The sequence below is a fragment of the Streptomyces sp. NPDC020996 genome (genome assembly GCF_040641355.1).
In the GTDB taxonomy this organism is placed as follows: domain Bacteria; phylum Actinomycetota; class Actinomycetes; order Streptomycetales; family Streptomycetaceae; genus Streptomyces.
In genome coordinates this window covers 1-20,571 of sequence record NZ_JBFADM010000098.1, presented here as the reverse complement: position 1 = coordinate 20,571, position 20,571 = coordinate 1, and the positions used below count along the sequence as shown (strand labels likewise).

Annotated in this window: 17 protein-coding genes and 4 pseudogenes; 9 read left to right on the top strand and 12 right to left on the bottom strand. The window is 70.3% G+C overall.

Annotation, left to right across the window (positions count from 1 at the left end):
- Positions 1 to 130 precede the first annotated feature (130 nt).
- Positions 131 to 949, top strand: coding sequence for a hypothetical protein (locus tag AB0G63_RS36995; protein WP_360759586.1), 819 nt, complete (start codon positions 131 to 133; stop codon positions 947 to 949).
- On the opposite strand, the pseudogene AB0G63_RS36990 reads toward AB0G63_RS36995, so the two are convergent.
- Positions 931 to 1,812, bottom strand: a pseudogene (locus tag AB0G63_RS36990) (AraC family transcriptional regulator). The gene AB0G63_RS36995 and the pseudogene AB0G63_RS36990 sit on opposite strands and share 19 nt — an antisense overlap.
- On the opposite strand from AB0G63_RS36990, the gene AB0G63_RS36985 reads away from it, so the two are divergent.
- The gene (locus AB0G63_RS36985) at positions 1,811 to 2,287 is read left to right on the top strand and encodes a DUF2000 domain-containing protein (protein ID WP_360759583.1); all 477 of its coding nucleotides are present in this window, start codon (positions 1,811 to 1,813) and stop codon (positions 2,285 to 2,287) included. The pseudogene AB0G63_RS36990 and the gene AB0G63_RS36985 sit on opposite strands and share 2 nt — an antisense overlap.
- Before the next feature lie 79 nt (positions 2,288 to 2,366).
- On the opposite strand, the gene AB0G63_RS36980 is transcribed toward AB0G63_RS36985, so the two are convergent.
- Complete coding sequence (locus tag AB0G63_RS36980; protein WP_360759580.1) at positions 2,367 to 3,620, bottom strand: MFS transporter; 1,254 nt, start codon at positions 3,618 to 3,620, stop codon at positions 2,367 to 2,369.
- Positions 3,621 to 3,806: 186 nt separating this feature from the next.
- Between AB0G63_RS36980 and AB0G63_RS36975 the strand changes: the two genes are divergently transcribed.
- Entirely contained in the window at positions 3,807 to 4,568 is a 762-nt protein-coding gene (locus tag AB0G63_RS36975) for a phosphoglyceromutase (RefSeq protein WP_360759578.1), read from the top strand.
- Positions 4,569 to 4,676: 108 nt separating this feature from the next.
- Here the strand turns inward: AB0G63_RS36975 and AB0G63_RS36970 are convergent, their stop codons facing one another.
- The 4 genes and pseudogenes from AB0G63_RS36970 to AB0G63_RS36955 all read right to left on the bottom strand — a co-directional run.
- The gene (locus AB0G63_RS36970; RefSeq protein ID WP_360759575.1) at positions 4,677 to 4,835 is read right to left on the bottom strand and encodes a hypothetical protein; all 159 of its coding nucleotides are present in this window, start codon (positions 4,833 to 4,835) and stop codon (positions 4,677 to 4,679) included.
- A 553-nt stretch (positions 4,836 to 5,388) separates the two neighbouring features.
- Positions 5,389 to 6,608, bottom strand: a pseudogene (locus AB0G63_RS36965) (tyrosine-type recombinase/integrase).
- Positions 6,608 to 6,847 carry a helix-turn-helix domain-containing protein gene (locus AB0G63_RS36960; RefSeq protein WP_360759572.1) on the bottom strand — a complete coding sequence of 80 codons (240 nt, stop codon included), beginning with the start codon at positions 6,845 to 6,847 and terminating at the stop codon, positions 6,608 to 6,610. Before AB0G63_RS36960 ends, AB0G63_RS36965 begins: the two are co-directional and overlap by 1 nt.
- Positions 6,840 to 7,064: pseudogene (locus tag AB0G63_RS36955) on the bottom strand (replication initiator); the annotation flags it as partial. The gene AB0G63_RS36960 and the pseudogene AB0G63_RS36955, both read right to left, overlap by 8 nt.
- 493 nt (positions 7,065 to 7,557) lie before the next feature.
- On the opposite strand from AB0G63_RS36955, the gene AB0G63_RS36950 reads away from it, so the two are divergent.
- From AB0G63_RS36950 to AB0G63_RS36925, 6 genes are all read left to right on the top strand, one after another.
- On the top strand, positions 7,558 to 8,643 hold the full coding sequence (locus tag AB0G63_RS36950; protein ID WP_360759569.1) for a LacI family DNA-binding transcriptional regulator: 1,086 nt from the start codon (positions 7,558 to 7,560) through the stop codon (positions 8,641 to 8,643).
- A gap of 412 nt (positions 8,644 to 9,055) precedes the next feature.
- Positions 9,056 to 10,450: an extracellular solute-binding protein gene (locus AB0G63_RS36945; RefSeq protein ID WP_360759566.1), complete on the top strand. Its 1,395-nt coding sequence runs from the start codon at positions 9,056 to 9,058 to the stop codon at positions 10,448 to 10,450.
- A gap of 2 nt (positions 10,451 to 10,452) precedes the next feature.
- Complete coding sequence (locus AB0G63_RS36940; RefSeq protein WP_360759563.1) at positions 10,453 to 11,367, top strand: sugar ABC transporter permease; 915 nt, start codon at positions 10,453 to 10,455, stop codon at positions 11,365 to 11,367.
- Positions 11,364 to 12,296 carry a carbohydrate ABC transporter permease gene (locus tag AB0G63_RS36935; protein WP_360759560.1) on the top strand — a complete coding sequence of 311 codons (933 nt, stop codon included), beginning with the start codon at positions 11,364 to 11,366 and terminating at the stop codon, positions 12,294 to 12,296. Before AB0G63_RS36940 ends, AB0G63_RS36935 begins: the two co-directional genes overlap by 4 nt.
- A gap of 48 nt (positions 12,297 to 12,344) precedes the next feature.
- Positions 12,345 to 14,528, top strand: a complete 2,184-nt coding sequence (locus AB0G63_RS36930) for a beta-galactosidase (protein ID WP_360759558.1) — start codon at positions 12,345 to 12,347, stop codon at positions 14,526 to 14,528.
- A 553-nt stretch (positions 14,529 to 15,081) separates the two neighbouring features.
- Entirely contained in the window at positions 15,082 to 16,083 is a 1,002-nt protein-coding gene (locus tag AB0G63_RS36925; protein WP_360759588.1) for an NAD-dependent epimerase/dehydratase family protein, read from the top strand.
- Position 16,084: 1 nt separating this feature from the next.
- Here AB0G63_RS36925 and AB0G63_RS36920 read toward each other — a convergent pair whose 3' ends face one another.
- The 6 genes and pseudogenes from AB0G63_RS36920 to AB0G63_RS36895 all read right to left on the bottom strand — a co-directional run bounded on the left by AB0G63_RS36920 (position 16,085) and on the right by AB0G63_RS36895 (position 20,435).
- Positions 16,085 to 16,510, bottom strand: a complete 426-nt coding sequence (locus AB0G63_RS36920; protein WP_360759555.1) for a hypothetical protein — start codon at positions 16,508 to 16,510, stop codon at positions 16,085 to 16,087.
- A gap of 127 nt (positions 16,511 to 16,637) precedes the next feature.
- A pseudogene (locus AB0G63_RS36915) lies at positions 16,638 to 17,084 on the bottom strand (GNAT family protein); the annotation flags it as partial.
- A gap of 72 nt (positions 17,085 to 17,156) precedes the next feature.
- On the bottom strand, positions 17,157 to 17,567 hold the full coding sequence (locus AB0G63_RS36910; RefSeq protein WP_360759552.1) for a head decoration protein: 411 nt from the start codon (positions 17,565 to 17,567) through the stop codon (positions 17,157 to 17,159).
- A 118-nt stretch (positions 17,568 to 17,685) separates the two neighbouring features.
- Entirely contained in the window at positions 17,686 to 18,390 is a 705-nt protein-coding gene (locus AB0G63_RS36905) for a hypothetical protein (protein WP_360759549.1), read from the bottom strand.
- Positions 18,391 to 18,564: 174 nt separating this feature from the next.
- The gene (locus AB0G63_RS36900) at positions 18,565 to 19,242 is read right to left on the bottom strand and encodes a response regulator transcription factor (RefSeq protein WP_360759547.1); all 678 of its coding nucleotides are present in this window, start codon (positions 19,240 to 19,242) and stop codon (positions 18,565 to 18,567) included.
- Positions 19,239 to 20,435 carry a histidine kinase gene (locus tag AB0G63_RS36895; RefSeq protein WP_360759544.1) on the bottom strand — a complete coding sequence of 399 codons (1,197 nt, stop codon included), beginning with the start codon at positions 20,433 to 20,435 and terminating at the stop codon, positions 19,239 to 19,241. The genes AB0G63_RS36900 and AB0G63_RS36895 overlap by 4 nt, the downstream gene beginning before the upstream one ends.
- Positions 20,436 to 20,571: the final 136 nt, after the last annotated feature.

The following is a 20,571-nucleotide window of genomic DNA, read 5'->3' as shown; positions in this document are numbered from 1 at the left end:
AAACGAGCCGAACACCGCAACCTGCCGCCACCAGCCACGGCAGTCCTCACGATCTCCAGACCACACACCACCTAAGTCACCGGCATTGGGTCTAGTCGCTGTCAGCCCTACCAGCAAGAAGAGGTTGTGCATGCGCACAGGCAGAACCGGCGCCGTAACCGTGACCGCGACCGCGCTCGCGGGAGCCCTCGCCTTCATGGCGTTCGCCGCGCCGGCCGCCCAGGCGGCGGACACCGGCATCACGGTGACCGGCATGGTCGTGAACAAGGGCAAGCCCATCGTCGTGGGCATCAGCGAGAGGAAGTTCCCCAGCGTCACTTTCCGCGTGACCTGGCCCGCGGGTCACACGCCCAGCACCATGGACGCGAACCCGTACCTGTACCACGACACCACGGCCGCCAAGGGCGCCGCCTACGGCGGCATCTACCTGGGCAGCGTCACACTGTACGACGACAGCCCGACCTCCGCGGACTGCGAGGGCGACCTGTTCATCGACCCGCCGTACACCCTGGACTCCAACAACGACGCCACCACCTGGAAGATCGGCGTCGTCGCGCGGCTCTGGGACAAGACGGGCACCAAGCTCCAGGCCCAGGAGCACCTGACCGGCTTCGGCAGCGTCCAGGTCAAGCGCGCCGCCCGGGCCACCGTCAACGCCTCGCCCGAGCCGGTCGCCAAGGGCAAGGCGATCACCGTGACGGGCCGGGCCACCCGCGCCGACTGGGTGAAGCACGCCTACGTCGGCTACGCCGACAAGCTGGCCAAGCTCCAGTTCCGCAAGGCGGGCACCAGCACCTACCAGACCGTCAAGTACGTGCGGACCAACTCCACCGGCTACCTGAAGACCACGGTCACCGCGTCCGCCGACGGCTACTGGCGCTGGAGCTACGGCGAGACCTCGACGACGGGCGGCGCGACGGCCAAGTCCGACTACGTCGACGTCGTCTGACGGGACGCGGGGTCCGGGCGCGAGGCGGGGAGAGCGCCCGGATCCGCCGCCTCCGGTGATCCCCGACGGCCCGCCGCCCGCGCGTAGCGCCCCGGGGGTACCCCGACCAGCCTGCGGAAGTGCCGGGTGAGATGGGGCTGGTCGTAGAAGCCGGTCAGGACGGCGACCTCGCCCGGCGGGCGTCCGTCCAGGAGCAGCCGGCGGGCGCGGCCGACGCGGCGGGACATCAGGTACTGGTGCGGGGCGATGCCCTACGCGGTGCTGAACGCCCGTACCAGGTGCGCGCGATGGGCGTGCAGGAGCGCGGCCGCCTCGTCGAGGGTGAGGCCCTGCACGACACGCTCGTCGAGGAGTTCGCGCAGCCGCCGGGCCAGGGCGGGGTCGCGCCGCGGATTCTCGGCGACGGCCCCGGGGCGCAGGTGCGCGCGCAGCCGGTCGCCGATCAGGGTCAGCCTGCTGTCCGCCTCCAGTTCGTCGCCGGGCCGGGCGAGGGCGGTGTGCAACTGGCCGACGCGCAGGCGTAGTACGGGGTCGCGCAGGTCGGGGGAGTCCACCGCCGGGCCGATCAGGTCCGCGCCCAGCCGGGAGCCGTCGAGGTACAGCACCCGCTTGCGGAAACCGTGCGGGGTGGCCGGCGAGCCGTTGTGCGGGACGTGCGGCGGCAGCAGCGAGACCGTGTCGTGCGGGGTGCCGTGCTCGTGCCGGTCGAGGTCGTACCGTACGGCGCCGTCGTCCACGATGAGCAGCGTCCACGCCTCGTGGACGTGCATCGGGTAGGCGTACTCGGTGAAACGGGCGTGGAAGACCTCCACCACCCCCGGGATCCGGGGGCGCCAGGCGGTCACGTCACGCTCAGCGGCCATGCGACGAACGTACAAGACGCCGCCGCCGGGCGGTCGGCACGCTCGGGGCATGAGCGAAGCACCCATCCGATTCGACACCAAGATCGCCGTGCTGCTGCGCGAGGACCTGGAGACCTGGCAGCGGCTGAACGTCACGGCGTTCCTGGTCAGCGGCCTCGGCACGGCGGTCCCCGAGGTGGTCGGCGAGCCCTACGAGGACGCCGACGGCGTGCCCTACCTGCTGATGTTCCGCCAGCCGGTCCTGGTCTTCGAGGGCACGAAGGAGACGCTGACGGCGGCACACGCGCGTGCGCTGAGCCGGGCGCTGCCGCGGGCGGTCTTCACCGGCGACCTGTTCACGACGGGCAACGACCGCGACAACCGGGCGGCCGTGCGGGCCGTGCCCACGGGCGGGCTGGACCTGGTGGGCCTGTCCGTGCACGGCCCGAAGAACGCGGTGGACAAGATCCTCAAGGGCGCGCGGATGCACCCCTGACGATCCTCAAGGGCGCGCGGATGCACCCCTGACGATCCTCACGGGCGCCCGGATGCACCCCTGATGACCCTCACGATCCTCACGCCGCACTGGCCTCCGCCGGTGCGGCCGCCGGCTTCTCCACGGCGGGCTCCTGTGCCGGCAGCCGCCGCATCAGGGCCCCGTACCCGAAGGCGGCCACCGTGCCGATCGCAGCGCACAGGCCCCACAGCCACTCCGCCCCGAACCGGTCGATGACGAAGCCGGACATCAGCGGCGCCACAAGCGCGGCGAGGGACCACGACAGGGTGTACACGCCCTGGTAGCGGCCACGTCCGTGCACGGGTGACAGCCGGACGACCAGACCCGTCTGCGTCGGCGCGTTGATCATCTCGCCCAGCGTCCACACGCACACCGTGAGCGCGAGGACGCCGACCGATCCGGCGAAGACGGTGAGCCCGTAGCCGTACCCGGCCAGCAGCGCCGACACCACCAGCAGCCGCCGCGGGTCCCGGTGCTCGATGAACCGGGTCACCGGGATCTGCAGCGCGACGATCAGGATGCCGTTGACGGCGATCGCCGTGCCGTAGTCGGCGGGCGTGAACCCGGCCTGGCCCATCGCCACCGGCAGGCCGATCGACCCCTGCTGGAAGATCACCGCGATCAGGAACGACAGGCCGACGACGGCCATGTAGCGCCCGTCGCGCAGGACGGCGCCGAGGCCGACGTCGTCCTCCCGCGCGGCCTTGGCCGTGCGCTCCGGCCGGGACTCGGGCAGCTTCAGGAACACCACCACCGCGCAGACCGCCGTCATACCCGCCTCGAGCAGGAACCCGGCGCGATAGCTGACCTGGGCGATGAACCCGGCCGCCACCGCGGAGACGGCGAAGCCGAGGTTGATGGCCCAGTAGTTGAGGGAGAAGGCCCGCACCCGGTCCTCGGGCCGCACGATGTCGGCCATCATCGCCTGCACGGCGGGCCGCGAGGCGTCGCTCGCCATGCCCACCAGGAAGGCGACGGCGGCGATGGCCACGGGGTGGTGCATGAAGCCCAGCAGCGCCACGGAGGCGGCCGTCGAGGCCTGGGCGACGAGCAGGGTGGGCCGCCGCCCGAGCCGGTCGGTCATCACACCGGCGGCGAGCGAGGAGACGACGCCGCCGAACCCGTGCAGAGCGGCGACGAGACCCACGTAGGAGGCGGAGTAACCGCGCTCCACGGTCAGGTACAGCGCCATGAAAGTGGCGACGAAGGAGCCGAGCCGGTTGATGAGGGTGCTGGTCCACAGCCACCAGAAGGCGCGGGGGAGTCCGGAGACGGTTTCGCGGGCGGCGCGCCCCAGGCTGGCGAATGGCATGCGGGTCCCCCACGACGGTCGGCACGGTGCGAGCGGCTCACGCCGTCTGATGTAAGCGGCTGATGCGGCACGCACAACTTACAAATCCCTCGCCCTCCCCGGCCACTCGATTAACGGATCCCGTCAACTGTCCGGCTGCCGGGCGGGCCACGCATGGGTTCGAAAGCGTGGATTACGCTCTGGGGCATGGCCGACGCACCGTACAAGCTGATCCTCCTCCGCCACGGCGAGAGCGAGTGGAACGCGAAGAACCTGTTCACCGGCTGGGTGGACGTCAACCTCAACGAGAAGGGCGAGAAGGAGGCGGTCCGCGGCGGTGAGCTGCTCAAGGACGCCGGCCTGCTGCCCGACGTGGTGCACACGTCCCTCCAGAAGCGCGCGATCCGCACGGCGCAGCTCGCCCTTGAGGCCGCCGACCGCCACTGGATCCCGGTCCACCGCACCTGGCGCCTGAACGAGCGCCACTACGGCGCCCTCCAGGGCAAGGACAAGGCCCAGACGCTCGCCGAGTTCGGCGAGGAGCAGTTCATGCTGTGGCGCCGCTCCTACGACACCCCGCCGCCGCCGCTCGAGGACGGCGCCGAGTGGTCCCAGTCGGACGACCCGCGCTACGCGACGATCCCGCCGGAGCTGCGCCCCCGCACGGAGTGCCTCAAGGACGTCGTCGTCCGCATGCTCCCCTACTGGTACGACGGCATCGTCCCCGACCTCCTGACCGGCCGCACGGTCCTGGTCGCGGCCCACGGCAACAGCCTCCGCGCCCTGGTCAAGCACCTCGACGGCATCTCGGACGCCGACATCGCGGGCCTGAACATCCCCACGGGCATCCCCCTCCTGTACGAACTCACCCCCGACTTCAAGCCGGTCACCCCGGGCGGCCGCTACCTCGACCCGGATGCGGCGGCAGCGGCGATCGAGGCGGTCAAGAACCAGGGCAAGAAGAAGTAAGCGCCCACGAGTAAGCCCCCTGCCTGCGGGTTCTCCGCCGGTAGGGGGCTTTTCAGTAGGCTTGGGCCGCCTGTGGGCCGTCCAAGCTCAAGAGGTGCGCTCTCTCCGTCAGCGGAGGAAGCGCGCCCGGACACGCAGGCACAACAGGAGCGCGACAGGGGCCACCACTTCGACCGGGACCTGGACCCACAGGGCCAGCGCGCCGCCACTTCCCGTCATGAGGGCGTACGGGGTCTCACGCAGCGTAACTTCGAGGATGACTCTCATCTGTGACACTATGGGTGCCCTTCCATGTGCTTCTTGTATCGCCAGTGATGCGGTAGGTGCAGAAACGCAAGGATGCGAAGGCCGCCCGCGCCAACGGGCGGCCTTCATTTGTTGCGGGCTATGACGTTACACGTCGACGGGTGGCGACCGCCAATCCCGCAGGTAAATGCCGGTGCCCTTCCTGTTGCGGTCCACTGCGATAAACCTTGACGTTGTCAGGGCTTATGAGGGGGCGCTCGGCTCAGGCTCCCGCGGACCATCTTCCGATGCACGCTCCCCGCCCGCCCGCCCGGCCAGTCAACAGCCTGACCGGCCAGCCAGGTGGGCCTAGGTAAAGTTGTGCGCCGCAATAATGTTGAGCGGAACATTCACGAGAGAATCCCGAATGTTGTGCCAGAGAATCATGCGCCATGATTTGAGCGAGCGGCATGTGTAAATGGTGGACGTAAATGTTCGCCGCAGAATGTTCACGGATGATGATTCCAAATGGCGGACCCGGAAATCATGGTTCGTAATTTGGTTGGGTGAAGCCTTCACGGATGCGGCGGTTGGATCAGGCGAAGACGGCTGCGACCGCCTTGCGGGTGCGCTCCTGGCTGGACGGCATCAGGTGCGCGTACACGCGGAGCGTCAGACCTGGGTCCGAGTGGCCCAGGTACTGGGCGAGGGCCTTGATGTTCTCGCCCGCGTCCAGGAGCACCGAGGCGTAGAAGTGGCGCAACGCATGCATGCCGTTCTCGCGCGACTCGGCGTACGGCCGGCCCCTCTCGGGCACGGGGATGACGCTGGCCGCGGCGAGCGCCGGTTTCCACGCCTCCTCGTTGAGCGACGTACGCCAGACGTGCCCGCCGCGAGGCCCGGTGAAGATCAGCCGCTTGGTCACCGGAGGCCCGTCCGCCACCTTCCATGGCAAGGTGATCTCGACCGGCGGGAACCGCTTCATGTGCGCCCGGAGCGCATCGGCGACGGGGCCGGGGAGCGGTACGTCCCTCAGCTTGCCGCCCTTCGGCGGCGCGAACACGGCCCTGCTACGGCTCAGCTTCAGTTGCTGCACCACGTGAAGCGTGTCCGAGTCGAAGTCGATCGCGTCACGGCCACGCCCAGGATCTCGCCCTGACGCAGCCCTCAGCCACCGCCCAAGTCGACCATGGCTTGGTAGCGCTCGGGCATGGCGGCCCGGACGGCGAAGACCCGCTCAGGCGTCCAGGGCACGACGCGCTTGTTGCCGACGGTCGGCGGCCGGACGGACCGGGCAGCGCACGGGTTGCGGGGAAGGTGACCGTCATCCACGGCCGCGCTCAGCGCCGCGCGCACGTTGGAGTAGATCGTCCGGGCGTACGACCCCCGGACGCCGTTCTCCTGGAGTTGCCGCACCCAGTCCCGGATGTGCGCCGGCTGGAAGGAGCCGAGCGGACGCGAGCCGAGGTAAGGGAAGGCGTGCAGCCGTAGCTGCGACTCCATCGAGGCTTGGGTGTTCGGGTCGGCGCCCTGCGTGGCGACCCGACGCTCGGCGTACTGCTGGGAGGTGATCCGGGCGGCGCGCGGGTCGATGTACTGCCCGCGCGCCATGTCCGCCTCGATGTGCGCCAGCCACTGATCAGCGAGTCTCTTCTGACGGTCGGGGAAGCTCTTGGACTTCTCCGTGCCGTCCGGGCCGACCTAGCGAGCCCGATAGCGCGGGCCGGACCCGTAGCGCTCGGTTTTGACCTTGCGCACCTTCCCGTCCGGGCCGGTCTCGGTCCGGTACCAGCGGTCTTGGATGTGTCCGGCCATCAGGCGGCAGCCCCTTCCCGCAGGGACTCGACCCAGGCTTGGACGTCCGCAGGGTCGTAGCGCAGGTGCCGACCGACCCGGAAGCCACGGGGACCAGTGCGCTTGCGGCGCCACTGGTAGACCGTCTCGACGCTGGGCAGGTCGAACATCGCCACCAGGTCGTCAGGAGTCAGGTACCGCGACGGCAGACCACGCGACTCGGAGACCGCTTCCGCAAAAGCGAGGCGTCGGCTACCCATGGGTGGGTTCTCCTTCCGTTCCGGGGGCGGGTTCGAGGGATGCGGCGAGCCAGGCTTCGGCGTCGGACAGGCCGGTGCCGGCGAAGACCCAGTGCGCGAGGACGTACGTCGTGTCGGGCTGGGGGCCGTTCGCCGCAGCGGCTTGGGCTCGGCGCCATGCGGCGCGTGCGTCGCGGAGGGCCCCGAGGGTGGTGGAGTAGCGGCGGGATTTTGTGGTTCGTCCACTGTGCTGCTCCAGGCCGAGCCGGCCTTCGAGGGCCGTGCCCGCTGTTCCGGGATGCCGCAGGGAACCCCCAGGAAGCCGCCCCGCAACTCGGCATCCTCGCCCGTAAACGCGCCACCGCAGCCCGCCTCCGTGACGACGGCCACATCGATGGCTGCGCCTAGCGGCAGGTGCAGGCCCGCCTCGGCAGAAGGCAGCGGCGCAATGGAGGTCGGCAGCGCGGAACCGGTCAAGCCACCATGCCGTTGCGAGACTTGAGGCAGGGGCGTATTCGGGGCCGACGCGCGCCCGCGTGCCATATGGGATGCGACACGCACCCCAGTGCAGCCCGGCCGGCCACGCAATATTTCGGAGATGTTGCACGAGGCCTTGACGCGTCCCACCTCACTGCGTACACATGACTGCGTAGACATGACTACGCAGTCATGACAGCGCAGTCGTGCGCCGGGCGGGAATACCACACGGCTGCCGGAGATCGGGAGACCCAATGACACCAGTGGCAGGGCGCGGCGCGGGGGCCGCACCGCGCAGCGTGGACGTGGCGCGCCTGGCCGGCGTGTCGCAGAAGACGGTGTCCCGGGTCATGAACGACGAGCCCTACGTCTCCGCCGACGTGCGCCGTCGCGTTCTGGCGGCCGCCGAGGAACTCGGCTACCGCTCGAACAACGCGGCCCGCGCCCTGGCCTCCGGCCGCACCAGGTCCATCGGCGTGGTGACGCTCGGCACGGCCCTGTACGGTCCGGCCTCGCTGCTCATGGGCGTCGAGCGTGCCGTGCGGGACAACGGCTACGCCCTCCGTGTCGTCAACACGATGGAGGGTGAGGCGGCGGGCATCGCCGGGGCGGTCGACTCGCTCCTGGACCAGGGCGTGGACGGCATCGTCGTCTCCGAACCGATCGACGAGGAGGACGGCGCGGATCTCTCCTCCTGGGTCAAGGTGCCGGTCCTCGTCCTCGGCGCACCACCGCCGTTCGGCGCCCCTCACGTCTTGAGGGCCGGGATCGTCTCCAGCCAGATGGCACGGGCCGCCACCGAGCACCTGCTGGAGCTGGGCCACACCACCGTTCACCACCTTGCCGGCCCGCAGCGCTGGTACTCGGCCCGGGACCGCCTCGACGGATGGCGCTCGGCGCTCGCCGCGTACGGCCGGGCCCAGCCGCCGGTCGCCGTGGGCGACTGGTCGGCCGCCTCCGGCTACGCGGCCGGCCGGGAGCTGGCTGCCGACCCCGGCGTGACCGCGGTGTTCGCCGCCAACGACGACATGGCCATCGGCCTGATCCGCGCGCTGGTGGAAGCCGGGCGGCGGGTGCCGGAGGACGTCAGCGTGGTCGGCTTCGACGACACACCGGTCGCCGCCTACGTGACCCCGCCGCTGACCACGGTCCGTCAGCCGTTCGACGCCATGGCGCAGGACGGCCTGAAACTCCTGGTGCACGCCATCGAGAGCCCGCAGGCCGACCCGCTGCCGATGACCCAACCACCGGTCGAACTCGTCGTCCGCTCCTCGTCCGCACCCCCGCCGCCCGGCAACGCCCCAGGTCGTATACGGGCGGCACACTCCCCTCGCACCTGACCGCGCACGGTCCCGCCCACGAACGGAGGAAGGCCCGCCCGCACCGCAGCCATCCACATTCCTCAGCACCGCCGTCGGCGCTTGAGCATCACCTCAGCCGCAGCGCCCAGGCCACGCCGCACTTCGGCGCCGCCCCGGCGCCCCGGCAGCGGACACGTCCGGTCTCCGGGCCTCGAACAGGCCCCGTACCGGCCGCCGCTCCCCCTCACGCCCGCACCGGCGTGACCCTCCTCAGCCCATGTCACGGCGCGCCCGACGGGTGCGGGCCAGAGCCGGCAGGGAGGGCGCCCTCCTGACAAGGCCCGCCCTCCCTGCCCCGCCCATCACGCCGCACACAGCGCCTCACCCACCCGAATTCAGCACGCCGCAGCCCGGTGTGCCGGTCCTCTACACCTTTCAGCGGGAGTTCACCATGTCCGGACCCTTTGCCACCTCCGTGCCGTCGTCCGTGAGCCGTCGAGGCTTTCTCGCCGCCACGGGCGCGCTGTCACTGGCCGCCGCTCTGACCGCCTGCAGCGGCGGCAGCGGCAGCAGCAGCACCGGTTCCTCCGCCAAGCCGGTCAGCCGGGCCGACATCGACAAGGCCATGAAGACCCCGACCGAGCTGACGTTCTGGACCTGGGTCCCCAACATCGCCAAGGAGGTCGCGCTCTTCGAGAAGAAGTACCCGGCCGTCAAGGTCAAGATCGTCAACGCCGGCCAGGGCACGCCCCAGTACACCAAGCTGCGCACCGCGCTCAAGGCCGGCAGCGGCGCCCCGGACATGGTCCAGCTGGAGTACCAGGCCATCCCGACCTTCACCGTCACCGGCAGCCTGCTGGACCTGCGCCCGTACGGCGCCGCCACGCTCAAGTCCACCTTCGTGGACTGGACCTGGGGCCAGGTCAGCGGCAGCGGCGGCGAGGTCTGGGCGATCCCCCAGGACACCGGCCCGATGGGCATGCTGTACCGCAAGGACATCTTCGACAAGCACGGCATCCAAGTCCCCACGACCTGGGCCGAGTTCGCCGTGGCGGCCCGCAAGCTCCACAAGGCCGACCCGGACGTCTACCTCACCAACCTCGCGGCCAACCAGCCCGCCGCCTGGCACGGCCTGCTCTGGCAGGCCGGCGGCAAGCCCTACGTGACCTCCGGCAGGAGCGACATCACCGTCAGCGTCGACGACGCGGTCTCCAGAAAGCTCGGCGACTACTGGGGCGCCCTCGCCAAGGAGGGCGTGATCGGCGTCGAGCCGGACTTCACCGACGGCTGGTACGCCGCGCTCAACAAGGGCAAGTACGCCACCTGGCTCACCGGGGCCTGGGGCCCGGCCTTCCTCTCCGGCTCCGCCAAGGCCACCGCCGGCAAGTGGCGGGTCGCCCCGCTCCCGCAGTGGGACGCAGCCAAGCCCAGTGCCGGCAACTGGGGCGGCTCCACCACCGCGGTCATCCGCTCCACCAAGAACCCCATCGCCGCGGCCGTGTTCGCACAGTTCCTCAACAGCGACCCCGCCAGCGCGAAGATGTTCGCCACCGAGCAGTTCTTCTTCCCGGCGACCAAGGCGCTGCTCGCCGATCCCTCCTTCCTCGGGGACGCGCCCGCCTTCTACGGCGGCCAGAAGGTCAACCAGGTCTTCGCGGACGTCAGCACCGAGGTCGACCCCTCCTTCCAGTGGCCGCCGTTCCTCGACCGGGTGGCCACGGACTGGACCGAGACCGTCGGCAAGTCCCTCGCCGACAAGACGGACACCGTCCGCGCGCTCGGTTCCTGGCAGTCGCGCATCACGACCTTCGCCAAGAGCCAGGGCTTCACGGTCAAGGGAAGCTGACGATGGCCACCACCACTGCGGTCTCCCGCACGAAGTCCCCACCGCGCCGGCGGCGGCCCGGCACGGCAGGGGCACTGTTCATCGCCTCGTTCATGGTGTTGTTCCTGCTGCTCTTCCTCGCCCCGCTCGGCTACGCCGCCTACCTGAGCCTCTTCCAGGAACGGCTGATCGGCGGCTCGACCTTCGTCGGCCTCGACAACTACCTGACGGCACTGAAGGACCCGCTCCTGCTCAAGGGCGTCGGCCGTGTCGCGCTGTTCTTCGTCATCCAGGTCCCCGTGATGCTGGTGCTCGCCGTGGTCCTCGCACTCGCGCTGGACAGTGGCCTGCTGCGGTTCGCCAAGGTAATCCGGCTCGGCATCTTCGTCCCGTACGCCGTCCCCAGTGTCATCGCCACCCTCATGTGGGGCTACCTCTACGGCCCCGACTTCGGCCCCTTCGCCCAGATCAGCCGCGATCTCCACCTGCCGGTCCCGCACTTCCTCAGCGACGGCTGGATGCTCGGCAGCCTGGCGAACATCGTGACCTGGGAGTTCGTCGGCTACAACATGATCATCCTGTACGCGGCCCTGCGCACCATCCCCGCCGAGCTCTACGAGGCGGCCGCCATGGACGGAGCCGGAGCCTGGCGGATCGCCTGGTCCATCAAACTTCCGGCACTGCGCCCGGCGTTGACCCTCACTCTGCTGTTCTCGGTGATCGGCAGCTTCCAGCTGTTCAACGAACCCAACCTGTTGATGAAGGTCGCACCGGACGTCATCAACAGCTCCTACACCGCCAACCTCTACGCCTACTCGGTCGCCTTCATCAGCCAGCAGACCAACTACGCGGCCACGGTGTCCTTCATCCTCGGGCTGGTCATCGTGATCGTGTCGTACGGCTTCCTGCTCATGGCGAACCGCAGGAGGACCTCATGACCACCGTGACACCCGCACCCGCCCCCTCGAAGGCGAAGCGGCTGCCCGCCGCGGCCCGCCCGCGGCGACGGTCGCCGGCTGGCCGTCGCAGCACCCCGCTCACGATCGCCATGCTGGCCATCCTGGCGTACTTCCTGCTGCCGCTGTTCTGGCTGGTCGTCGCCTCGACCAAGAGCACCCAGGATCTGTTCAACAGCTTCGGCCTGTGGTTCTCGCAGGCCCCGCAGCTGCTGTCGAACATCAAGGCCACCTTCACCCAGGACGACGGCGTCTACGGACGCTGGCTGTTCAACACGGTCATCTACGCCGGTGTGAGCGCCCTGGGTGCCGCGCTGCTGGCGGCCGCGGCCGGCTACGGGTTCGCCAAGTACCGCTTCCGCGGCCACCGCGCAGCCTTCAACCTCGTCCTCGGTGCGATCATGATCCCGACCACCGCCCTGGCGATCCCCACCTACCTGCTCTTCGCCAAGGCGGGCCTGGTCAACACCCCCTGGGCCGTCATCCTGCCGTCCCTGGTGAGCCCCTTCGGTCTCTACCTCATGCGGATCTACTCCGAGGACGCGATCCCGGACAGCCTGATCGAGGCCGCCCGTATGGACGGCGCCGGGGATCTCCGGATCTTCTTCACGATCGCGCTGCGGCTGCTGGCCCCAGGCCTGGTGACCGTCCTGCTGTTCACTCTCGTCGCCACCTGGAACAACTACTTCCTGCCGCTGATCATGCTCAACGATCCGCACCTGTACCCGATCACGGTCGGACTGTCCAGCTGGGCCGACCAGGCGCAGAACGGCGGGGCCGGCGCCAGCAGCGACATGCTGGCCCTGGTCGTGACCGGCTCCCTGATCTCGATCGTCCCGCTCGCCCTGGCCTTCCTGATGCTCCAGCGGTACTGGCAGAGCGGCCTGGCCGCCGGCGGCGTCAAGCAGTAGCACGCGCATTCCTCGTTCCCTTCCCCGCTTCCCCGGAGGTTTCCCTTCATGGCGGCTCTGCCTGCCCGTGTCCTCTTCGGCGCCGCGTACTACCACGAGTACACGCCCGCCTACGGCTCCCGTCCGCAGCCCGACGAACGGCTCAAGACCGACCTGGACCTGATGGCCGAGGCGCACTTCACCGTCATCCGGGTCGGCGAGTCGGTCTGGTCGACCTGGGAGCCGGAGAACGGCCGCTTCGACCTCGACTGGCTCCAGCCCGTCCTCGACGGCGCCCACGAACGCGGCATCTCGGTCGTCCTCGGCACCCCGACCTACGCAGTACCGCCGTGGCTGGTGCGCCAGTACCCGGAGATCACGGGCGAGCGGCGCACCGGTGAGCGCATCGGCTGGGGCGCCCGGCAGGAAGTGGACTTCACCCACCCTGCCTTCCGGTTCCACGCCGAGCGGATCATCCGCAAGATCGCCGCCCGGTACGCCGACCACCCCGCCGTCATCGGCTGGCAGGTCGACAACGAACCTGGCCTGGAGCTCTTCCACAACCACGGCGTCTTCCAGCGCTTCACCGACCACCTGCGCGCCAGGTACGGCGACGTCGAGACCCTCAACCGCGAGTGGGGACTGGTCTACTGGTCCCACCGCCTGTCCACGTGGGCCGACCTGTGGACCCCGGACGGCAACGCACAGCCCCAGTACGACGTCGCCTGGCGGGAGTTCCAGGCCCGCCAGGTCACCGAGTTCATCGGCTGGCAGGCCGACATCGTCCGCGAGTACGCCCACCCGCACCAGTTCGTCACCACCTGCATCTCCTACACCCGCCCCGCCGTCGAGGACGACGAACTCACCGACCGCCTCGACATCACCGCCGGGAACCCGTACTACGGCATGCAGGACGGCCTGCTCCTGCCCGACCCCACACCCGACGAACACCAGCAGACATGGCAGACGACCGGCACCTGGGCCCTCTACCAGACTGCCGACTGGATGTTCTCCTCCCGGCAGGAGCCGTTCCTGGTCACCGAGACCAACGCCGGCGCCATCGGCTATCCGTGGGACAACCGCCCCGCCTACGAGGGCCAGTGGCGCCAGGCCGCCTGGGCTCTCGTGGGCCGCGGGGCCCGAATGATCGAGTACTGGCAGTGGCAGACCCTGCGCTTCGGCGCGGAGACCTACTGGGGCGGCGTCCTGCCGCACAGCGGCCTGCCCGGTCGTACCTATGCCGAGATCGCCCGTCTCGGTTCGGAGTTCGACGTCGCGGGCCCGCTCGTCGCAGGTCTTGAGCCGGACGCCGACATCACGATTGTCTACTCCACCCCCAGCAAGTGGCTCATGCAGAAGTACCCGCCGCTCGCGACCCCCGACGGCGAACCGGATCCGGCCGCCTACCACCGCATCCTCGACCCGTTCTACCGCGGCGCCTTCGACGCCGGCCGCCAGGTCCGCATCGTCCACGCCCGCCAGCTGCACGATCCCCGCGGCGAGCGGGAGGGGATGACTCCGCAGGAGGCCGTACGGCGCCACCCCGTCCTCGTCGCCCCGGCGCTGTACGTCGTCGACGACACCACGCTCGACTGGCTCGCCGCGTACGCCCACGCCGGCGGCCACCTGGTACTGGGCCCGCGCACCGCCTACGCCGACCACGAGGCACGCGCCCGTACCGAACCGGCCCCCGCCCGTCTCACCGACGCCGCGGGCATGTCGTACGACGAGTTCAGCAACCTCTCGCGCGCCGTCCCGGTCCGCGCAGTGCCCGGCAGCCCGTTCGAGATACCGGCGAACGCCACGGCGACGCAGTGGATCGACGGCCTCACAGCGGTCGACGCCGATATCCTCGCCACGTACGAGGACCCGCACTTCGGCCGCTGGCCCGCCGTCACCACGCGCCGCCACGGTGCGGGCCGCGTCACCTGTGTCGGCACGGTGCCGGGCCGCGACCTCGCCCGGGCGCTGGCCGAGTGGCTCGCCCCGGCCGCGAGCAGCGGGTGGCGCGGTCTTCCCGCGTCGGTCACCGCGACCACCGGCACCTCGCCCGACGGACGCCGCGTGCACATCGTCCACAACTGGAACTGGGAGCCCGTGAGGGTCCCCGCCCCGACGGACCTCCGCGATGCCCTCACGGGCACGCCGGTGTCCGCGGGCTCGGACCTGGAACTCGATGCGTGGGACGTACGCGTTCTCGTGTCCGCCGGCTCCGGCAGCGCACAGGCACGCGCAGTGACCGGCCTGTCCTGATCGATGTCCTGAAGAGGGGCCATGTACGGAAGAAGGCTTGTTGCGAGCCCTCGAAACCTTCGCGGCGAGCATCGGCGACACGGACGTTCCCGACGTCCGACCCGAGGTCACGGGCTCGGCGGCGGACACGGACACCCGGTACCGGCACCCGGCGGCTCGAACGGCGGCGTGGGCCTGCTCGACACGTCACGTGGCCGGACGGCCCCGGACCGGCGGCGCGAACCCCGTCACGACCAGCGACGGATCCGCAAGCTGCGGTCCGTCAGGAACACGAGCCCGTGCCCGACCTGCGTGAGCCCGGGCATACGGCTGACCTCGCGGCCCGTGCATGCGGACGGCTTACAGGACCGGGGGAGAACCCGACCCCCCCGCCGTGACTCCGCCATGCTCAAGCAACGAAGTCACCTCGCCCACCTGGCAGCAGACGATCAGCGACGTCTCATCACCCCAAGTGAAACGGCGAGGTTGGGTCAGTTGAGGACCTGCAGTGGGGGAGCGCACTTCCACCCGTGCAGGCCCGCACGGCAGGATCGCCCTCGTGAGGATTCTGGTCATGGGTGGCACCTGGTTCTTGGGCAGGCACATCGCGAAGAGCGCGCTGAGGAAAGGGTGGCAGGTCACCACCTTCAACCGCGGGTTCTCCGGGCGCAGCGTGGACGACGTGGAGCAGGTCCACGGGGACCGAACAAGCCAGGCCGACCTCGAACGCCTCGCCGGACACGGGCCGTGGGATGCCGTCATCGACACCTCAAGCTCCGACTTCCCCCCACGGGACGTCCTCACAGCCGCCACCGCGCTGCGCCCGGCCGCAGCCCGCTGGGTGCACATCTCCACCGTGTCCGTGTACGAGGGATGGCCCCACCAGCCCCTCACCGACGCCTCCCCGCTCCTCGACTGTCCGCCGGACGCCGACGAGTCTTACGGCTACACCGGCGAGGACGGCTCGCCCACGCAGTACGGGTTCCAGAAGGCCGGCAGGGAACGTGCCGTGGCCGAGGCCTTCGGCGACGCCGCGGTGTTCCTGAGGCCAGGCGTGATCCTGGGACCCGGCGAGTACGTGGGACGCCTTCCGTGGTGGCTTGAGCGCGCCCAGCGTGGCGGCCGCATCCTCGCCCCGGCCCCGGCCGAGCAGCGCATTCAGCCGGTCGACGTGCGGGACGTAGCCGACTTCGCCCTGACGATGGCGGCCAGCGACGTGAGCGGCGGCTACAACGTCACCCACCCCGACGGCATCACCTTCCGCGGCTTCCTGGAAGCCTGCCTGCACGAGACGGGCGGCGCCGGGGCGCCGGTCTGGGTGGACCCCGCGGTTCTGGTCGACGAGGGCGTCAAGCAATGGACGGAACTGCCCCTGTGGCGAACGCACTCCGGGGTGTGGGCGGTTGACTCCAGCCGCGCCGTGGCGGCCGGTCTGACCTGTCGGCCGATCGCCAAGACGGTCCGCGACACGTGGCGGTGGTGGGCGGCCGATGGACGCCCCGTGGACCACCCGCGATGGGCGGAACACGGGATCGCCGAGGAGAAGGAGGCGAAGATCCTCGCCTCCCTGGTGTGAGTCAGGCTTCCAGTTGCAGAAGCGCGGGGCCGGTGAGCTGGTGTGCGGTCGCGGTGCGGGTGAACTCTTCCACCCGGCCGCGCAGTTCGCCTAGGAGCACGGCCCCGCGGAAGGATGGCTGAGTGAGGATGTGCTGAATCTGCCCCGTCCTGGCGAGCACGCCGGTCACTCGCTGCTCGGCCGGGATGTCCCACAGCGGCAGCAGCGCCTCGGCAGCGCCTTCGACATCGTTGACGAAGAGACGCGCCATGGCCAGATCCGCGGCCGCGCCGCCCAGGACGTGGGTCGAGCGCCGGTCCGCCGGCCGCTGCTGGATGAGGTCGAGAGCCTTGCGCGCTGACCGCTCCAGCTTGCCCCGGTGCCGCTGCACGGCGGCACCGTCAACGCCGCAGTCACACACGCCCGCGCGCAGCAGGCCACGGAGCAACCCCGCAGCTAAACCACACCATTTGAGGGACCCGCAGTGCTGGAACGCACTTCCGCCCCTGCGAGCCCGCGCTGCAGGCCCCCGATGACGACTACGAACCTGCACTGACGCGAGGAGGTCCCGACCACTAAGCCGTCGGGATCTCCTCGGCCCATTCACGTTCGAGGATGGCGTGCACGACAGAGTCCCGCCACGCGCCGTCCCTGAGGACGTGCTCTCGGATGATCCCCTCTTCGACCATGCCGACCTCCGCCATCGTCCTTGCAGAGGCTGAGTTGAGTGGTGATCTCGCCCCCCAAAGGCGGTGAAGGCCGAGATCCTCGAACCCGAGGGCCAGGAGGAGGCGTACGGTCTCACGGCCGTAGCCGACGCCCCAAGAGGCGGGGCGCAGCGCGAAGCCGATGGTCGCCGCGCGCTGCTGATGCGGATCCAGCGCGAGCCGCCCGACCCCGATCACCTCGTCTGAACTTCGTTCCACGACCGCGAGTGCGTACTCTCTGCGGGGCTCCACGGTGGCGGAGGCAACGGACCTGGCGACGATCGCGCCGACGTCGTCGCGGGTCCGCGGGGTGAACAGGCGAACGTCGTCAGGTCCGCCGTGGTGATGTCCTTGATCAGGTCCTGAACAGTCATCGACAGGCCCTCCTTACACGAAGCGGATCTGGCAGGTGGCGGACGGGGCGACCGCGGTGACGGCGACCGGCAGCTTCGCGGTGACCACCGAGCCGTGCCACAGCAGCGCGGCCGGGACCTTCGTCTGGCCCGGTGCGAAAAGCACCTCAGCGAAGACGAACCCGGCCAGGTTCTGCCGGCCGTCCGTCGCGCCGGTCTGGTAGAGCCCGTACAGGCCAGAAGCGGTGATCCTGCCGACCGGGATGCCGGACAGGAACCGGCTGTAGGGGACGCTCGTGTCCGTGGACGGCTTGTAGTGCGTGCCCGACGTGAACGTGGACATGTCGAGGGTGATCGAGTCGGCCGAGTCGGCCCCGTGCCTGCTCTGCAGCCAGGACCGGTCGGCCGTCAGGTTCTGGGTGGTGGTGACCGGCTGAACGGTCATGAGCCCTCCGTGGACGTGACGAAACGGTTGATCGTCCGCTCACCGGCTGGTGGCGTCGTCCACGAAAAGGAGGGGGCGTGGTCCCCGTACGTCCGGCCTTGACCCGCCGGTGGGAGGTTCAGGAGTCGGCCAGGAATCCGCGCTGGCGGGCCATGTCTGCGCCGTGCGCGCCGGGCTTGGGCATGTTCGCGCCGCGCGGCGGCGGCCCGCCCGCAGGGGAGCCACCGGGCGCGGCCGGCGGCACCGCGGCGGTGGAGGACCCGAACAGCTCGGGCCTGCGCGCCTTCAGCGCCTCGGCGGCCTCGGTGATGGCCGTCTCGTCGGCGTCGTCCTCAACGGTCAGGAGCAGTTCGGCGTCGGCCAGATCCGCACCGGTCGCACCCAGCCCCACGAGGACCGCACGGCGTGCTGCCGCCCGCTCCCGGGCGACGGCCTGAGCCTCACGCTGCACGACGTTGGCCTCCCGCTCAGCGGCCGCCTGCTCACGGCGCTCCAACTCGGACAGAGACGCCTGCTGCACCTCACGCTGCTGCTCCACGAACGCAGTCAGGTCGTCCGCCTTCGAGAAGCCCAGTTGCTCGACAAGCCGACGCACGGCCGCACGTTCACCCTGCTGCTTCTCGCGGGCCAGCAGCCGGTTCAGCGCCTCCTGGTCCAGGCCCTGCCCGGGCACCGGCGGCGCGGCCGGGTCAGCGGCGGGCGGGGCAGGCGGCAGCTGCAGGTTGGACGGGTCGGTGGTGTCAGCGCCCAGGATGGGGAAGATGGGGCGGCCGTCGCGCCGGTAACCGACGGGCGTACGGGCATGGGGCAGCGGCCTGTCCATGCGGATCGGTCCTCCAGTAGCAGCGCCCCCGCGCCAGCGACCAGTGTGGTCCCGGCCTGGAATGGGTCCCTGCGGCTCCCGGGACCATCCCGCGGGTGCGGGGAGCACATCGAGGGCAACATCTTCGAACCGGGCGACCTGGGACCATCCCGCGGGTGCGGGGAGCACCCAGCGTCAGCCGCCGGGGGCCGGCCGGACGAGACCGCTCTGGTAGGCGATCACGACCAGTTGCGCCCGGTCGCGTGCGTGGAGTTTGGTCATCGCGCGGGAGACGTGGCTGCGCACGGTCAGGGGGCTGAGGACCAGCTGGTCGGCGATCTCGTGGTTCGACTTGCCCAGCGCGGCGAGCGCCATGACCTCGCGTTCGCGTTCGGTGAGCAGGGTGAGGCGTTCCGGCGCGGTGAGGGGCACGTGGTCGGCCGGGGTGGCCAGGAAGCGGGTGATCAGGGCACGGGTGGCCGTGGGGGAGAGCAGGGAGTCGCCCGCGGCCACGGTGCGGATGCCTGCCAGTAGGACGTCGGGGCCGACGTCCTTGCCGAGGAATCCGCTCGCCCCGGACCGCAGGGCCATGGCGACGTTCTCGTCGTTCTCGAACGTGGTGAGGATGAGGACCCGGGTGCTCGACAGTTCGGTCCGGGCGCAGATGTCGGCCGTGGCGGCCAGCCCGTCGGTGCCGGGCATGCGGATGTCCATGAGGACGATGTCGGGACGGTGTTCGAGGGTGAGTTCTACGGCCTGCTGACCGTCGGCTGCCTCCGCCACGACGGTCATGTCGGGGTCGGAGTCGATGAGGATGCGGAAGGTGGCCCGGAGGAGCGCTTGGTCGTCGGCGAGCAGAACGCGGATGGTCATGAGGTGCTTTCCTCGGAGCTGGGAAGGGGGAGCGTGCAGGCGACTTCGAAGCCGCCTTCGGGCCGCGGGCCGGCGTGGAACGTTCCGCCTGCCGACAGGGCGCGTTCGCGCATGCCGAGCAGTCCGTAGCCACGGCTGTGGCCGGGGAAGCCGGCAGCGGCCGCAGGGCGTGTGCCGGCTTCGTTGGTGATGGTCAGTGTCAGGTCGTGAGGCGTGTAGTCCAGCCGGACCCGTGCGGAGGGTGTGGCGGCGTGCTTGGTGATGTTGGTGAGGGCTTCCTGGACGATCCGGTAGGCCGTGAGGTCCAGGCCGGGTGGGAGCGGTCGTGGCCGGCCCTCGCGGGTGACCGAGACGTCCAGGCCCGCTGACGCGCAGGTTTCGACGAGCTGTGGCAGCTGTTCCAGGCCCGGTGCGGGAGCCAGCTCCTGGGAGTCGGTGTCCTGACGCAGCAAGCCGACGGTGGCTTTGAGCTCGCGGAGGGCCGAGGCGGTCACTTCCGGCAGTTTCTCGATCATGGCGATGGCCTGGACGGGATGGGTCCGGGCCAGATGGGCGGCGGTGCCGGCCTGGGCGTTGGCGAGCGCGAGATGGTGGGCGACTACGTCGTGCAGTTCGCGGGCGATACGCATGCGTTCCCGGATCACCCGTCGGCGTGTCTCTTCTTCCCGCTCCTGGGCAGCGTGCTCGGCGCGGGCGGCGGCGTACTCGCGGCGCACGCGCACGTAGCTGCCGAAGGAGGCGACCATCAGGACCCAGGCTGCCGGGTTGACGAGGCCGATGATCCACTCGTGCGGGGAGTCTGTGGTGATGAAGCCGGTGAGTGCGATCCCGGCCGTGGCCGCGGCGGCGCTGTACCAGGTGGTCCTGCGATCGGGGAGCAGGCTCACCGTGTACTGCGCGACCAGCATCGGGCCCATGAGCAGCGGCGTCAGGAGGTATCCCAGGAACCCCTCGGTCATGATGCATGCCGTGGTCACCAGGAGCACGACGAGAGGGTGGCTGCGGCGGCGCAGCAAGACGGCGCAGGCGACGGCGGACAGCACGAGGCCGGGCCACAGGACGAGCGGCTCCTTGGCCGCGACCGCCCGGGTGAGGAAGACACCGCCCACGGTGAAGGCGAGCAGCAGGCTCGTGGTCACCACCTGGACCATGAGGGTGCGGTCGGCGGCGCGGTGCTTCCATCGTTCAGTCATCGTCGTACTCCGAGGTGGGGCCGGCCGGTTCAGGGTTGCAGACGCGGGGCGGGGCGCGTGGACGGGGGCGCGGGGGGGCGGGGGGGGGGGGTGGTGTTTTTGGGTTGGGGGGGGCTGCCCCCCGCGGGCCACCGCG

Excerpts from the sequence above, each read along its gene's own strand:
- AB0G63_RS36995 (WP_360759586.1), top strand. The coding sequence starts at position 131 with ATGCGCACAGGCAGAACCGGCGCCGTAACCGTGACCGCGACCGCGCTC.
- AB0G63_RS36985 (WP_360759583.1), top strand. The coding sequence starts at position 1,811 with ATGCGACGAACGTACAAGACGCCGCCGCCGGGCGGTCGGCACGCTCGG.
- AB0G63_RS36980 (WP_360759580.1), bottom strand. The coding sequence starts at position 3,620 with ATGCCATTCGCCAGCCTGGGGCGCGCCGCCCGCGAAACCGTCTCCGGA.
- AB0G63_RS36975 (WP_360759578.1), top strand. The coding sequence starts at position 3,807 with ATGGCCGACGCACCGTACAAGCTGATCCTCCTCCGCCACGGCGAGAGC.
- AB0G63_RS36970 (WP_360759575.1), bottom strand. The coding sequence starts at position 4,835 with ATGAGAGTCATCCTCGAAGTTACGCTGCGTGAGACCCCGTACGCCCTC.
- AB0G63_RS36960 (WP_360759572.1), bottom strand. The coding sequence starts at position 6,847 with ATGGGTAGCCGACGCCTCGCTTTTGCGGAAGCGGTCTCCGAGTCGCGT.
- AB0G63_RS36950 (WP_360759569.1), top strand. The coding sequence starts at position 7,558 with ATGACACCAGTGGCAGGGCGCGGCGCGGGGGCCGCACCGCGCAGCGTG.
- AB0G63_RS36945 (WP_360759566.1), top strand. The coding sequence starts at position 9,056 with ATGTCCGGACCCTTTGCCACCTCCGTGCCGTCGTCCGTGAGCCGTCGA.
- AB0G63_RS36940 (WP_360759563.1), top strand. The coding sequence starts at position 10,453 with ATGGCCACCACCACTGCGGTCTCCCGCACGAAGTCCCCACCGCGCCGG.
- AB0G63_RS36935 (WP_360759560.1), top strand. The coding sequence starts at position 11,364 with ATGACCACCGTGACACCCGCACCCGCCCCCTCGAAGGCGAAGCGGCTG.
- AB0G63_RS36930 (WP_360759558.1), top strand. The coding sequence starts at position 12,345 with ATGGCGGCTCTGCCTGCCCGTGTCCTCTTCGGCGCCGCGTACTACCAC.
- AB0G63_RS36925 (WP_360759588.1), top strand. The coding sequence starts at position 15,082 with ATGGGTGGCACCTGGTTCTTGGGCAGGCACATCGCGAAGAGCGCGCTG.
- AB0G63_RS36910 (WP_360759552.1), bottom strand. The coding sequence starts at position 17,567 with ATGACCGTTCAGCCGGTCACCACCACCCAGAACCTGACGGCCGACCGG.
- AB0G63_RS36905 (WP_360759549.1), bottom strand. The coding sequence starts at position 18,390 with ATGGACAGGCCGCTGCCCCATGCCCGTACGCCCGTCGGTTACCGGCGC.
- AB0G63_RS36900 (WP_360759547.1), bottom strand. The coding sequence starts at position 19,242 with ATGACCATCCGCGTTCTGCTCGCCGACGACCAAGCGCTCCTCCGGGCC.
- AB0G63_RS36895 (WP_360759544.1), bottom strand. The coding sequence starts at position 20,435 with ATGACTGAACGATGGAAGCACCGCGCCGCCGACCGCACCCTCATGGTC.